This is a genomic window from Methylobacterium sp. 275MFSha3.1, assembly GCF_900108435.1.
In the GTDB taxonomy this organism is placed as follows: domain Bacteria; phylum Pseudomonadota; class Alphaproteobacteria; order Rhizobiales; family Beijerinckiaceae; genus Methylobacterium.
This window is the reverse complement of the sequence record NZ_FNWP01000003.1, coordinates 342,346-356,396: the sequence shown is the minus strand read 5'-3', so window position 1 is coordinate 356,396 and position 14,051 is coordinate 342,346. Positions and strand designations below refer to the sequence as shown.

Annotated in this window: 12 protein-coding genes; 4 read left to right on the top strand and 8 right to left on the bottom strand. The window is 72.8% G+C overall.

The window, feature by feature from the left end; all coding sequences use genetic code 11:
* Positions 1-18: 18 nt before the first annotated feature.
* From BLW78_RS04620 to BLW78_RS04605, 4 genes are read right to left on the bottom strand one after another with little or no spacing between them, the layout of a single operon-like run.
* Complete coding sequence (locus tag BLW78_RS04620; RefSeq protein ID WP_091677063.1) at positions 19-1,116, bottom strand: ABC transporter permease; 1,098 nt, start codon at positions 1,114-1,116, stop codon at positions 19-21.
* Positions 1,113-2,036, bottom strand: a complete 924-nt coding sequence (locus BLW78_RS04615; RefSeq protein ID WP_091677061.1) for an ABC transporter permease — start codon at positions 2,034-2,036, stop codon at positions 1,113-1,115. Before BLW78_RS04615 ends, BLW78_RS04620 begins: the two co-directional genes overlap by 4 nt.
* A complete protein-coding gene (locus BLW78_RS04610) occupies positions 2,033-3,619 on the bottom strand; it encodes a peptide ABC transporter substrate-binding protein (RefSeq protein WP_091677059.1) in 1,587 nt (528 codons plus the stop codon). The genes BLW78_RS04615 and BLW78_RS04610 overlap by 4 nt, the downstream gene beginning before the upstream one ends.
* 2 nt (positions 3,620-3,621) lie before the next feature.
* A complete protein-coding gene (locus BLW78_RS04605) occupies positions 3,622-4,059 on the bottom strand; it encodes a GlcG/HbpS family heme-binding protein (RefSeq protein ID WP_020091923.1) in 438 nt (145 codons plus the stop codon).
* Positions 4,060-4,235: 176 nt separating this feature from the next.
* On the opposite strand from BLW78_RS04605, the gene BLW78_RS04600 reads away from it, so the two are divergent.
* Positions 4,236-4,970 (top strand): dihydrofolate reductase family protein, encoded by a 735-nt coding sequence (locus tag BLW78_RS04600; protein ID WP_091677056.1) that lies wholly within the window; start codon positions 4,236-4,238, stop codon positions 4,968-4,970.
* Here the strand turns inward: BLW78_RS04600 and BLW78_RS04595 are convergent.
* A complete protein-coding gene (locus BLW78_RS04595; RefSeq protein ID WP_091677054.1) occupies positions 4,939-5,967 on the bottom strand; it encodes an alpha/beta fold hydrolase in 1,029 nt (342 codons plus the stop codon). The genes BLW78_RS04600 and BLW78_RS04595 overlap by 32 nt on opposite strands.
* 80 nt (positions 5,968-6,047) lie before the next feature.
* Positions 6,048-7,112 carry a WcbI family polysaccharide biosynthesis putative acetyltransferase gene (locus BLW78_RS04590; protein ID WP_020091925.1) on the bottom strand — a complete coding sequence of 355 codons (1,065 nt, stop codon included), beginning with the start codon at positions 7,110-7,112 and terminating at the stop codon, positions 6,048-6,050.
* Positions 7,113-7,836: 724 nt separating this feature from the next.
* Here BLW78_RS04590 and BLW78_RS04580 point away from each other — a divergent pair.
* Positions 7,837-8,502: a hypothetical protein gene (locus BLW78_RS04580; RefSeq protein ID WP_244526769.1), complete on the top strand. Its 666-nt coding sequence runs from the start codon at positions 7,837-7,839 to the stop codon at positions 8,500-8,502.
* 91 nt (positions 8,503-8,593) lie between these two features.
* On the opposite strand, the gene BLW78_RS04575 is transcribed toward BLW78_RS04580, so the two are convergent.
* On the bottom strand, positions 8,594-9,448 hold the full coding sequence (locus BLW78_RS04575; RefSeq protein WP_091677049.1) for a LysR substrate-binding domain-containing protein: 855 nt from the start codon (positions 9,446-9,448) through the stop codon (positions 8,594-8,596).
* A gap of 92 nt (positions 9,449-9,540) precedes the next feature.
* Between BLW78_RS04575 and BLW78_RS04570 the strand changes: the two genes are divergently transcribed.
* Positions 9,541-10,845: an aspartate aminotransferase family protein gene (locus tag BLW78_RS04570; RefSeq protein WP_091677046.1), complete on the top strand. Its 1,305-nt coding sequence runs from the start codon at positions 9,541-9,543 to the stop codon at positions 10,843-10,845.
* A gap of 10 nt (positions 10,846-10,855) precedes the next feature.
* On the opposite strand, the gene BLW78_RS04565 is transcribed toward BLW78_RS04570, so the two are convergent.
* Positions 10,856-12,721: an ABC-F family ATP-binding cassette domain-containing protein gene (locus BLW78_RS04565; RefSeq protein ID WP_091677043.1), complete on the bottom strand. Its 1,866-nt coding sequence runs from the start codon at positions 12,719-12,721 to the stop codon at positions 10,856-10,858.
* Between the two features lie 265 nt (positions 12,722-12,986).
* Between BLW78_RS04565 and BLW78_RS04560 the strand changes: the two genes are divergently transcribed.
* On the top strand, positions 12,987-14,051 hold the full coding sequence (locus BLW78_RS04560) for an HD-GYP domain-containing protein (protein WP_091677041.1): 1,065 nt from the start codon (positions 12,987-12,989) through the stop codon (positions 14,049-14,051).

Here is a 14,051-nt window from a genome sequence, read left to right as displayed (position 1 = left end):
AGCTTGCCGGACCCGGGCTCAGTCCCGGCGCGGGTCCAGCGCGTCCGCGAGGCCGTCGCCGATCAGGTTGAGCGCCACCAGGGTCGCGATCAGGAACGCGGCCGGGGCCGCGAGCAGGTGCGGCGCCGCCTCGATGGAGCGGGCGCCCTCAGCGATCAGGACGCCCCAACTGGTCTGCGGCTCCTGCACGCCGAGCCCGAGGAACGACAGGAAGCTCTCCAGCAGGATCACCTGCGGCACCAGCAGCGTCGCGGTCACGGCCACCGGGCCGAGGGTGTTCGGCACGATGTGCCGGAGGATGATCCGGGGTGTCCCGAGGCCGAGTGCCCGCGCGGCGCGGACGAAGTCGCGCTCGCGCAGCGACAGGGTCACGGCGCGCACCACCCGGGCCATGTCGAGCCACTCCACCGCGGCGATCGCCACCAGCATGAGCAGCAGGCTCGGGCGGAAGAAGACCAGCAGCAGGATCACGAAGAACACGAAGGGGAGCGCGTAGAGCACGTCGACGGCGCGCATCATCACGGCGTCGACGGCGCCCCCGACGAAGCCCGCAATCGCCCCGTAGGCGACGCCGATGAGCAGGGCGACGAGGCTGGCCGCGAGCCCGATCGCCAGCGAGATCCGGCCGGCGACGAGGCAGCGGGTCAGCAGGTCGCGGCCCTGGATGTCGGTGCCGAGGGGGAAGTGCAGGCGCCGGACCGGCACCGCCACGACGAGGCCGCGGCCGCCGTCCCGCTCGTCCACGACGGTCGGGGTCCCGAACAGGGCCGAGCGCGGCAGGTAGACGAGGCTACGCCGGTCGACGCCCGCGTCGGAGCCGAGGGTGAGCCGCAACGTGTCGCCGTCGCGCTCGACCGCGTCGAGCCGCGCGCGCATCCGGAAGGCCAGACGCTCGAGCGCCGGCCGGAGACGCGCGGCGTCGGGCTGTGCGGAGAGGCCGGCCGGGAGCTGGCGCAGGTCCGGATAGGCGCGCTCGGGATCGTGGCCGGTGAGGCCCGGGCCGACCAGGCAGGCGAGGGCGATCAGGACCAGCACGGCGAGCGCCGCCACGGCGGTCCGCTCCCGCGCGAACCGAAGGACGGCGCGCCGGGCCGGCGCCGTGGAAACCGCCGTCACGCCGCCACCCGGAGGCGCGGGTCGAGCCACGCACAGGCGAGGTCGGCGGCGAGGTTGAGCAGGATCACCAGCCCGGCGACGAGCAGGACCGTGCCCATCACCAGCGTGTAGTCGCGGTTGAGCGCGCCCTCGACGAAGTACCGGCCGATCCCCGGCAGCCCGAAGATCGTTTCGACCACCACCGAGCCGGTGAGCAGGGCCGCCGCCAGCGGTCCGAGATAGGCGACCACCGGCAGCAGCGCCCCCCGCAGGGCGTGCCGGGTGACGCGGGCCGGCGGCAGGCCGAGGCTGCGCATGGTGCGGACGGGCTGCGTCCGCAGCGCCTCGGCGAGCGAGGTCCGGGTCAGCCGGGCCAGGGCGCCGACCTGCGGCAGGGCCAGCGTCACCACCGGCAGGACGAGGTGGCTCGGGGCGCCGTCGTTCCAGCCGCCGAGCGGCAGCCAGCGCAGGGTCAGGCCGAAGGCGATCTGCAGCAGCGGCGCGACCACGAAGCTCGGCAGCGAGAGGGTCAGGGCGGCCCCGACGCCGAGGAGCCGGTCGACGAACCCGCCGCGCCGGAGCGCCGCCACGATCCCGAGGCCGACCCCGAGCACCGTCGCCAGCGCGAGGGCGAGGGCGCCCAACGTCGCGGAGACCGGCAGGCCCCGGGCGATCAGGCCGAGGACGCTCTGGTCGCGGAACGAGAAGGACGGACCGAGGTCGCCCCGCGCCAGCGCCGCGAGGTAGCTCCCGAACTGCGCGATCAGCGGCCGGTCGAGGCCGTAGACCCGGCGCAGGTTCTCCATGGCGGCGGGCGCCAGCGGCCGCTCCAGGTCGAACGGCCCCCCCGGAGCGAGGCGCATCAGGAAGAAGCTGACGGTCACCACGGCGAGCAGCGTCGGCACCGCCTGGAGAAGGCGGCGCAGGATGAAGCGGATCACGCGTCGAGCCTCATGAAGCGGGTCGGCGCGGCGTTGCGCAGGTTCGGGTGGTAGCCGTGCAGCCGCGGCGCGATCAGCGCCTTCGATCGGTAGTGCATCAGCGGGATCCACGGCAGCTCGCGCAGGGCGATCGCCTCGGCGTCGTAGAGCAGGCCGGCCCGGCGGGTGAGGTCGCGCTCGGTGGCGGCTCGCGCCATCAGGGCGTCGTAGGCGACGTCCGACCAGTGGCCGGCATTCATGCCGTCATTCCCGCTCTGGAGCAGGAACAGGAAGTTCTGCGGATCGGAATAGTCGGCGATCCAGCTGTAGCGGGCGACGTCGAAGTCGCCGCCGTCGCGCAGGTAGGCGAAATGCGTCTTCGCGTCCGTGTAGACGTAGCGCGTCACGATTCCGAGGTCGCGCCACATCTCGCCGAGCGCCACCGCGATGGTGCGGTTGTTGTCGCTGATATTGAACCGGTACTCCACCGTGAGTGGCCGGTCCGGGCCGAAGCCCGCCTCCGCGAGCAGCCGGCGCGCCTCCGCCTCGTGGTCGATCGGCAGGCCGAGGCGGCCCTCGGTCTCGGGGGGCGTGCGGTAATTGTCGAGGCCGGGCGGGCACAGGGAGTAGGCCGGGCTCATGGTGCCGCCGTTGAGGCCGTCGGCGAGGTACTCGCGGTCGATCACGAGCGACAGCGCCCGGCGGACGCGCCGATCCGAGAACGGCGCCTTGCGGGTGTTCACCACCAGCGCCGCGAGCCCCAGCGAGGGGCCGAGCACCACCTGCGGCCCGAAGCGGCGGCGCAGGTCGGTGATCTGGTCGACGGGCAGGTCGGAGAGGGAGTCGATCTCCCCGGCGGCGTAGCGGCGCACCGCGGCGGCGATGTCGGGCGTCGGCAGGAAGGCGACGCGCCGGATCGCGAGGCTCGCGGCGTCCGGATGGTGCGGGTTGGCCTCCAGCGTGATCGCGCCGCCCGGCACGCGGTCGGCGAGCCGGTAAGGTCCGTTGGTCACGAGGTTTCCCGGCCGGGTGAAGCTGTCGCCGTAGCGCTCGACCGAGGCGCGGTGGACCGGAAGCGCGGTCTGGTGGGTCAGGAGTTCCAGGATGTAGGGCGTCGGCTGTTCCAGCGTGATCGCGAGCCGGAGCGGCGCCTCGGCGGCGACGCCGAGGGCGTCGGCCGGCGTCTCGCCGCGGTTCACGGCGGCGGCGTTGCGGATCGGGAACAGGATCTCGGCGTATTTCGCCGCCGTGGCCGGGTCGAGCATTCGGCGGAACGCGTAGACGAAGTCGTTCGCTGTGACCGGCTCGCCGTTCGACCAGCGGCCGTCGGGGCGCAGGTCGAAATTCAGGCTCACCCCGTCCTCGGAGATCGACCAGGCGCGCGCCGCGCCCGGGATGATCGTGCCCCGGTTGTCGTAGGTGAGCAGCCCGTCGCAGAGGTCGCGCAGGATGTGCGCCTCCGCGACCGTGGACGAGCGGTGCGGGTCCAGCGTCTCGGGATCGGCGTCGTTGCCGCGGCGGTAGAGCGCGTCGGCCGCGCGGGCGGGCCGCACGGCCGCGAGGGCGAACGCGCCGGCCAGCCAGTCGCGCCGGCGCGGGCGCACGGTCAGGCGCCGGTGTCCGGCTTCAGGCCGGCCGCCTCGATCCCCGCCACCGCGCAGATCTCGTCGTTGTCGGAGGTGTCCCCGGAGATGCCGACCGCGCCGAGAAGGCGTCCCTCGCCGGAGCGGATCAGCACGCCGCCCGGCACCGGCACGAGGGCGTCGGGCCCGGCGAGGTGCGTCACAGCGGCGACGAAGTAGGGCTGCTGCTCGGCCCGCGCGTGGATCGCCCGGGAGCCGAGGCCCAGCGCCAGGGCACCGTTGGCCTTGCCGCTCGCGATCTCGGCCCGGCGCAGGGACGTGCCGTCCTCGACCGAGACCGCCTTGAGCGCGCCGCGGGCATCGTAGACGACGACGGCGAGGGGCTTGAGGTTGCGGGTTCGCGCCTCCCGCAGGGCGGTGTCGACGATGGTGCGGGCGGCCTCGAGGGTCAGGTCGATCATCGGATTCCAACACGGACGCCGCTCCGGGCGGCGTCCTCATCCTTACGGACCGGGGCGTGCCGGGTCCACCGACGCGCAGGCGCTGCGGCTTTCGCTCCGCTGGGCCCGGCCGGCGCGCCGCCTAGTTTCGCCCTGGCCCGCGCGGGAGGCCCCGGCGGACCGAGCGAGGATCGTCCATGGCAGCGGCCGAACGCCCCTACGTAATCTGTCACATGACGTCGTCGGTCGACGGCCGGATCAAGGTCCGGCGCTGGAAGACGCTGGACGCCGACAGCCATTACGAGCGCGTCCACGGCGAGCTGAAGGGCGATGCCTGGATGTGCGGGCGCGTCACCATGCAGGGCTACGCCGACAGCGCCGATCCGCTGTCGGAGCCGGTCGCCGATGACGGCGCGCCGGTCCCGCGGGAGGACCACGTCGCCCGCCGCGACGCGCCGGGATACGCCGTGGCCCTCGACGCACGGGGGCGCCTGGACTGGGGCGCGCGCGACGCGATCGAGGGAGACCACGTCGTGGTGGTGCTCACCGAATCCGTGCCGGACTCGCACCTGCGCGCGCTGCGGGCCGGTGGCCAGTCCTACCTGTTCGCGGGCGACCGGACGGTCGACTTTCCCCTGGCGATGGCGAAGCTGCGCGCCCTGTTCGGGATCGAGCGCCTCCTCGTCGAGGGCGGCGGCCACATCAACGGCTCCATGCTCAGGGCCGGCCTCATCGACGAGCTGAGCCTGCTCCTCGTGCCCGCCGTCGACGGCCTGAGCGGGACGCCGGCGGTGTTCGACTTCGCCGGCGAGGAGGCGGACACGATGGGCAGCCGTCGCAAGCTCGACCTGACGGCCTGCGAGCGCCTGTCCGACGGCGTCGTGTGGCTCCGCTACCGGATCACGCCGGTCGAGCCGCCGGCAGGCGAATGATGCTGGCCAGGAACGCGTCGTAGCCGGCCGCGACCGCCTCCGGCCGCTCGAAATGCGGGAACGCGCCGGTCGGCAGGGTGTCGACGCGCCAGTTCGGCCGGTCGGCGACCCGCGGCACCAGCCGGTAGTCGACGAAGTCGCCGCGCTCCCCGTGCACCATCCAGACCGGGAGGCGCAGGCGCTCGTAGAGGCGGGTCGCGTCGGTGGGGAACAGGTGGCCCGCGATGAAGCAGAACGGGGCGTGCTCGGCGCCGGGCTGGTGAGCCGAGGCGTGATCGTAGGCGAGCAGACCCTCGTCGATCTCGGAGGAGCCGAAGGTCTTCTCCAGGAAGAACCGCATGCTCGGCCGCGTGACCAGCGCGTCGAAGAGCGGCCGGCCGAGCGGAGGGCGGTCGAGGACGCGGAGCAGCCAGTCGCGGCCGCGATGGCCGTCCGGCGGACCCTCCCCGGAGAGCCGGGCGTCGAACCCCGTCGGGCTCACCAGCGCGAGGCTGCGATAGGCGTCGGACCGCTCCAGGCTCGCCCGCGCCAGGAACGAGCACGAGAGCGACAGGGCGAGGGCGTCGATCGCCCAGCCGCCGTGCCGGCTCCGGATCTCGTCGACCGCCGCGTGGATCGCCTCCACCATCAGGCGCGGCGTGTAGCGGCGGCGCGAGCGCTCCGAGAAGCCGAACCCCGGGAGTTCCAGGGCGTAGACCGGGCGCGTGCCGCGGTAGCGCAGGTACAGCGGCCGGACCTCGTAGGCGTTGGCCGCCGCGTTGATCGAGTGGATCAGCAGGAGCGGCACGCCCTCGGCCTCAGCGGAGCCGTAGAGCGACAGCGCGCCGGCGCGGCGGGTTCGGATCCGCTCGTGGCGGCCCGGCAGGGCAGGCGGCAGGGTCATCCGGCGGTCCACGGCCAGCGCGCTCCATCCGACCAGCGCCGCCGCCGATCCGGCGAGCGTCAGGGCCGCCGCGGTCGCGGCGCGACCGGTGCGATGGCGGGACACGGAACTCATCGGAACACCTCGACGTCCTTCCCGCGGCGGCGGGCCGTGGCCGACAACGCCGGGCCCGCGGGGAAGTGCCCGTCCGGACGCTACGAGGCGTGGCCGGCGAGGCTGCCGGCATTCACCGCCGGGGCCCGGCTCGCCGGCCGCGCCGGCGCGTCGCCCCGGCCCGCGGCCTCGCGCAGGAAATCCACCGTCGGCGCGTCGTTGAGCCAGCCCTGGACGCGCTGCGAGATCAGGAGCTTCCGCTCGCGCCGGTCGTAGTTCGCGTAGGAGGCGGCGACGAATTCGGGCCGGCTCATCGTGCGCGCGGGGCCGGACCGGCGCGTCTCCGCCTTGAAGAACAGGGCGCTGCCGGGCACGCCGTAATGCTGGGCGATCTCCGGATAGACCGGCCAACTGCCCTGGCCGCCGAGATCGTCCGGGAGGAACGCGTCGAGGTCGCATTCCTCGAAGGGCACGCCGGCCCGGGTCAGCAGGCCGCGGGCGAGGTCGGCCACCACGTAGAGCTTCGTGTGGTTGATCGAGTGCATGAAGCAGCCCCGACGCGCCCAGCGCGTGAGGTGCGTGTCGAGATCGTACCCGGCCTGGACGCCGAGGCCGCGCAGGTACGCGACCGACTCGTCCCAGAGATTGAAGTATCCGAGGCGCTCGAAGACCGGCTCGGAGAACAGCCGCAGCGCCTGCGCCTGCGAGAAGCCCGACAGGTAGGCAAACAGCGTGATCGCCGAGTGCGAGTGCCCCATCGGACCCGAGATCAGGCCGTTGAGCGTGACGTGATCCTGAACGCCCACGTGGACGAGGTCGGGATGGTAGGCGCTGAACACGATGGTCGGGATCAGGCGGACCTTCGGGTGCGTCCGAAGCGTGTCGATCGAGCCGCCGCCCTTGAACTTGGGCAGGTAGATGCTGGTGAAGACGTGGTCGTACCCGTCCGCGTGCGCCATCAGGTCGGCGAGCCGCGGGAACCGGCGGGACGCCGTGAAGGCCGAGACGAAATCCACCTGCGCGTGCGGCAGCAGGTAGCGCATCGTCTTGGCGATGGATCCGGCCTGACAGACGCCGATCACGAGGATGCGCGGCGAGCCGGTCCGCTTCTTCCCGAACTGCGCGAGCCGGTGCCGCGCGCGCCAGAGGCTATCGACGGTCAACATCCGGCCTCTCTCGCATGTCCGCGGGCCGCGGGCAAACACCGCACCCGTGCGGATCCCGCGGGCCGGGACCGCCGATCGCGCCCATCGGGAGGAGCCCCCTCGCGGTGCCGACCGTCGGACCGCCTGCACGACCCGCGCGGCGGAACCGCGGCTCACGGCGACGCGCGCCGCCTGTGGATCGCCCGGGCTCGGAGGGACGCGCTCGTCGATCTCCGATTATTCGGAGCGCCGCCCGCCATCTCTGAAAACAGCGGAAGCAACGCGTACAGCGCACCGCCGAATTCCAACGATGTCGCCCAGATATACGGGCCATGAAAGTCTGTGGCGGAGACGATTCAACTTGCGTGCCGTTGACAGAGTCAAGTCGTTGGATACAAATCCGATTCAACGAAGCATGAAGCTCGCGGACTGGGCGCTCGCGGTCATGAGGACCGGCAGGCCCCCGATGACCGAGGTGGATCCCCTCTCTCGCCGTGACTCCGCGTCAGCGGCCGCTCCGACGGGCGCGGGGCGCTTCCGACCGACCTGCCTGGACAACGGGCCACGGTCCGAGCCGCTCGGACGGCGCAGCCGCGGCATGCCCGCGGTGGCGCCCCTCCGCATCGCCGCGACGGTCGTCGATCCACGCCCGCATGACCGTCGGCAACCGGTCGATGCGCGGGCGACGGCGCTGCGCGGGTCGGAGGCCGGGTTCCGCATCGGGTCGAAAGCTGGAGACTGCGCGATGGATTACGTACCTCCGATGGCCGCGATCGCGGCGGTCGCACAGAAGGCGCCGCCCGGCGAGGCGACCGCGCTCACCCCGGCGCGCGACGTGAATCCCGTCGCGGCGCCGGATCCGCGGTCGATCTACACGCTCACGCCGGAGGCGGCCGGGGCCGTCTTCGCGCTCGTCGAGAACCGCATCCAGGTGATCGACGCCGCGCTCGACGTGACCGACCGGCGGGGCACGCAGGTCGCTGCCGCCGCGATGGCGACGGCCACGGCGACGACCCCGGTCGTGTCGCCGGAGACGACGAAGACGATCGGTGCCGCCAATCGCAACTGGAGCGAGGATGTCCGGTTGGATCACAGCCCGTCCCGGCTCGTCGGCGCCGACACGGTCGTGGCGTACGACAGCCCGCGGGTCACGGCGGCCTGGAGCCTGGCCTTTCCGGACGTGCCCGGCCGGCGGTTCCGGGCCGTGCAATTGCCGGGTCCGAGCCTCCGCTCCGTCCTGCGCGAGGCGGAGGCCGGTTTGGACGACACGGGGAGCGACATCTACCTGCTCTGCAACAGCGCGCATTTCGAGACGATCCGCCAAGCCCACCCGCGCACCCACATCAACTGGATCAACGTCGACAACGACGAGATCGTCGTCGTCTGGCGGAAGCCGTCCGAGGCGGGCTAGCGACAGGCCCGACCGGCTCGGGGCGGCCGCGATCGCGACCGGACCGGGGCTACCCCGCCCGGACGAACGGGAGCCCGGCGGGACCGCCCGATCAGAGCGTCGGCAGCACCGCGCGCAGGTGGGCGGCGAAGGCGCGGGTCAGCGGCGCGGCGTGCGCCTCGTCCAGGCGGATCGTCAGGCCGATCCGCGGCAGCGCGGGCAGGCCGCTGCCGCGGTTCAGGATGCGCAGGTCGGGCGGGACCGCGGCGCGGGTGAGGACCGCGACCGCCTGGGCGGAGCGCGCCACCGCCAGGAGCCCGGACAGGCTGCCGCTCGCGTAGGCGATCCGGTACGCGCGCCCACCCGCGTCGAGGGCGGCCCGCGCCGCCCGGTGGTCCAGCGTGTCGGGGTCGCCGAGCGCGAGCGGCAACGGGTCGGGCCATGGCGCTTCGGCGCCGCGCGGCGCCACCCAGACGAGGTCCTCGCGCCGCAGGATCTCCCGCCCGGCCGCCAGCGGGACCGAGACGAGGGCCAGATCGAGCTCGCCGCGGGCGAGCCGCTCCTCCAGACGGGGCGTCGCGCCGCAGACCACCTCGATCGCCGCGTCGGGATGCAGGTGCGCGAAGCCGCGCAGCAGGGTGGGGAGGAAGGCCTGCGCGTAATCGTCCGGGCAGCCGAACCTGAGCGTGCCGTTGAGGCGGCCGCCGGACAGTTCCGCCACCGCGTCGTCGTGCGAGGCCAGGATCCGGCGCGCGTGGACGAGGAGCCGCTCGCCCTGCACCGTGAGCACCACCCCGCGCCCGGTCCGGCGCAGCAGCGGCTGCGCGACCAGATCCTCCAGTCGCTTCATCTGCATGCTGAGGGCGGCCTGGCTGCGCCCGACCCGCTCCGCGGCCCGGCTCAGCGCGCCCGTCTCCGCGACCGTGGCGAAGCTGCGCAGGAGGTCGATGTCGAAGCTCTGGGCCATCAGGATCGCTGAACCCTCGGTTCAGAACTATAAGCTTCTCTGGGATCGCGGGCGGTCCTAGCATGGCGGGGCCTGCCACGGGACCCGGATCGATGACGACGCGGAACGACGACCCCGACTTCTGGACGCGCGCGCGCCGGCACCTCGTGCGCTACGGCGGCGCCTTCGCGCCGGTCATCATCGAGCGCGCGGAGGGCAGCTTCGTCTACGACGCGGACGGCCGGAAGATCCTCGACTTCACCTCCGGCCAGATGAGCGCGATCCTGGGGCACGGGCATCCCGAGATCGCCGCCGTCGTCGCCGACCACGTCGGGCGCCTGGATCACCTGTTCAGCGGCATGCTGAGCCGGCCGGTGGTCGACCTCGCGACCGCGCTGGCCGGCCTCGCCCCCGGCGGGCTGGAGCGCGCGCTTCTCCTGACCACCGGCGCCGAGGCCAACGAGGCCGCCCTGCGCATGGCCAAGCTCGCCACAGGCGGCTGGGAGATCGTCAGCTTCGCGCAGTCGTGGCACGGCATGACGGCGGGGGCCGCTTCGGCGACCTACAGCGCCGGCCGCAAGGGCTACGGCCCGGCCCCCGTCGGATCCTTCGCGATTCCCGCCCCGAACGCCTACCGCCCGACCTTCGCGCGGGACGGGGCCGCCGACTGGCAGACCGAGCTCGACTACGCCTTCGCGCTGGTGGACCGGCAGTCGACCGGCAACCTCGCCGCGTTCCTGGCGGAGCCGATCCTCAGCTCCGGCGGCATCCTCGAACTCCCGCCCGGCTACCTCACGGCGATGAAGCGCAAATGCACCGAGCGGGGCATGCTGCTGATCCTCGACGAGGCCCAGACGGGCATCGGCCGCACCGGCCTGATGTTCGCCTGCGAGCGCGACGGGGTGGTGCCCGACATCCTCACCCTCTCGAAGACCCTGGGCGCCGGCCTGCCCCTCGCGGCGGTCCTGACCACGCCGGAGATCGAGGATCTCTGCCACGCCCGCGGCTTCCTGTTCTACACCACGCACGTCTCCGACCCGCTTCCCGCCGCGGTCGGCCTCAAGGTGCTGGAGATCGTCCGGCGCGACGGCCTGGTCGGCCGGGCCGAGGCGGCCGGCGCGCGGCTGGCGGCGCGGCTGCGGGCGCTGCAGCAGCGCTTCGCCTGCATCGGCGACGTGCGCGGGCGCGGCCTCCTGCAGGGCGTGGAGATCGTGGCCGACCGGGACACGAAGGTGCCGGCCCCGGAACTCGGCGACGCGATCACGCGGCGCTGCCTCGAACTCGGGCTGAGCATGAACATCGTGCAGCTGCCCGGCATGGGCGGCGTGTTCCGCATCGCCCCGCCGCTCACCGCCACGGACGCGGAGATCGACCTCGGGGTCGACATCCTGGAGCGGGCGATCGAAGCCTCGGTGTGAGGCGGCCCCGTCAGGCCGCCTCGATCTCCGCGCTGACCGTCAGCCACTCCTCCTCGGCGGCGGCGAGCGCGGTCGCGGCGTCCGACCGCATCTTGGCGATCTCGCCGGCCTTGGCGGCGTTCTCCCGGAACGCGGACCCGTCCTCCAGGGCGGCGTCGATCTTCTGGATCGCCGCAGTCAGCTTGGCCATCCGCGCCTCGATCGCCTCAAGCCGCTTGCGCAGGGGCGCGAGGGCCGCGCGGCGCTCGACGCCGGCGCGGCGCGCCTCGGCCTTCTGGCCGCCGGAGGGCTCCGAGTCGCGCTCGACCTCGCGCTCGGGCCCCGACAGGACGAAGCGCCGGTAATCGTCCATGTCGCCGTCGAAGGTCTTCACCGTGCCGTCCGCGACCAGCCAGAGCCGGTCGGCGCAGGCCTCGACCAGGAACCGGTCGTGCGAGACGAGGATGACGGCGCCCTCGTAGTCGTTGATCGCCTCCACGAGGGCCTGCCGGCTCTCGATGTCGAGGTGGTTGGTCGGCTCGTCGAGGATCAGGAGGTGCGGCCCGTGGAAAGCGGCGAGCCCCATGAGCAGGCGCGCCTTCTCGCCGCCCGACAGCTTCTCGACCGGCGTGTCGGCCTTGTTGGCGCCGAATCCGAGCCGCGCCGTCGCGCTGCGGACCTTCGCCTCGGGGACATCCGGCATCAGGGTCCGGACATGCGCGTAGGCGCTCTCGGCGGGGCGCAGCTCGTCGAGCTGGTGCTGGGCGAAGTAGGCGACCTCCATCTTGGAGGAGCGCTTCACCTCACCGGCGACCGGCCCGAGTCGGCCGCCGATCAGCTTGCAGAAGGTCGACTTGCCGTTGCCGTTCGCGCCCAGCAGCGCGACTCGGTCGTCCGGCGCGAGGCTGAGGTCGAGGCCGGTCAGGACGATCCGGTCCCCGTAGCCGGCCTTGACGCGCTCCATGGCGACGATCGGCGGCGACAGCGGCTTCTCCGGGCTCGGCAGGTGGATCACCGGCACGTCGTCCTCGAGGAGCGCGGCGATCGGCTCCATCTTGGCGAGCCGCTTCATCCGCGACTGCGCCTGCCGCGCCTTGGTGGCCTTGGCCTTGAAGCGGTCGATGAAGCTCTGCAGGTGCGCGCGCTCGGCATCCTGCTTGGCCTTCGCCTTGGCCTGGAGAACGCGCTTCTCCGAGAGCTGCTTGGCGAAGCTGGTGTAGCCGCCGCGGTAGATCGCCAGCTTGCCGCGGTCGAGGTGCAGGATGTGATCGACGCTGGTGTCGAGCAGGTCGCGGTCGTGGCTGATGATGATCGCGGTGCGCGGGTAGCGTTCCAGGTAATCGTACAGCCAGAGCGTGCCCTCGATGTCGAGGTAGTTGGTCGGCTCGTCGAGGAGCAGCAGGTCCGGCTCCGAGAACAGGACGGCGGCGAGCGCCACGCGCATCCGCCAGCCGCCGGAGAAGTCCGCGCAGGGCCGCGCCTGGGCCGCCGCGTCGAAGCCCAGCCCGTGCAGGATCGCGGCGGCCCGGGCCGGCGCCGAGTGGGCGCCGATATCCACGAGCCGCGTCTCGATCTCGGCCCGGCGCAGACCGTCCGCGTGCTCGGCCTCCGCCATCAGGCGGGCGCGCTCCGTGTCCGCGGCGAGCACGACCGCGTGCAGCGTCTCCGGTCCGGCCGGCGCCTCCTGGGCGACGGCGCCGATCCGCATGCCCTTGGGCAGCGCCACCGACTTCGCGTCGACCGGCAGGTCGCCGAGAATGGCCTTGAACAGGGTGGTCTTGCCGGCCCCGTTGCGCCCGACCAGCCCGACGCGGGCGCCTTCCGGGATCGTGAAGCTCGCGGAATCGAGAATCAGACGGTCGCCGATGCGGTAGGTGAGGTCGTTGACGCGCAGCATGCCGGCGTTCTGGCGGTCCGGACGCCGCGAGGCAAGCGCCGCCGTCGCGCGGGCAGGCCGGCATCCCCGTGTCGCCCCCCGACACAACGCGGCGCCTATTTTGAGCTTCAAACATCAGCTTCGGCTGTCGGATTTTTAACGGAATGCCGTCAAACCTGTGGCGAGTGCTGCGCAAATAGACGCTGATAGTGCGTTCATCGGCTCTAGAACGTCGGCACGTGAGCCGGAAAAGCGCCCGGGCGGGGGCGAGCCACAGGGGGGAATCTTGGGCCAGACCCTGATCCTGACCGACGATGTCGAGCGCGCCGAGAGGCTCGCGCGCAATCTCGGCGGCGTCACGCCCGTTGTGCTGCACGACCTCTACGGCGACGCCGTCCCGCCGCGGGGGGCGGGGCTGATCATCAGCGACGTCAGCGCGCTGACCTCCGAATCCGTGCGCCGGCTGCGCCAGGCGCTGTCCACCGCGCGCGGGCCCGGCATCCCGTTCCTGGCCCTGATCCACGGCAACCTCGGCCGCGGCGAGATCCAGGCCACCGCCCTCGGCGCGACCCGCGCGATGCCGGCCGCCGCGGTCAGCGCCATGCTGCTGAACGCGGTCGCGACCCTGATCGGCACCGCCAAGGCCCCGCCGCAGACCGGCAACTGGCAGGAGCAGGTGAACGAGGCCCGCTCGGCCTTCGTCAGCCTGTTCCGCGCCGATCAGGCGCCCCCGGCCGCGCTGGTCGAGAACGGCGCCGACTTGGTCAACCAGGCGATCCGCGAGGCCAAGGTGCGCGAATGGCTCAGGGTCGTGGCGAGCTTCGACGACGTCACGCACCGCCACTGCCTGAGCGTGGCCGGAATCGCGGCCGAGTTCGCGCGCGTCCTGGGGCTCAACGAGGCGGATTCCCGCTACCTCGTCAAAGGCGCGCTGCTCCACGACATCGGGAAGGCCAAGATCCCCCTCGCGATCCTGAACAAGCCCGCGCCGCTGACGCCGACGGAGCGCGCCGAGATGGCTCGCCACCCGGCGCTCGGACACGAGATGCTGCTGACGGGCGACTACGACGCGCTGACCCTGTCGGTGGTCCGCTCGCACCACGAGTATCTCGACGGGTCGGGCTATCCGGACGGGCTGCGCGGGCAGCAGATCCCCGACCTCGTCCGCCTGATCACCATCGCCGACATCTTCGCCGCGCTGATCGAGGCGCGCCCCTACAAGGCGCCGAAGGCCCCGCGCGAGGCCTACGCCATCCTCGAATCGATGAGGGCGAAGCTCGATGCGGACCTCGTCCGCGCCTTCGGAGCGGTCGCGGTCGCCTGCGAGACGCCGCGCCGCGCCTCCGCCTGA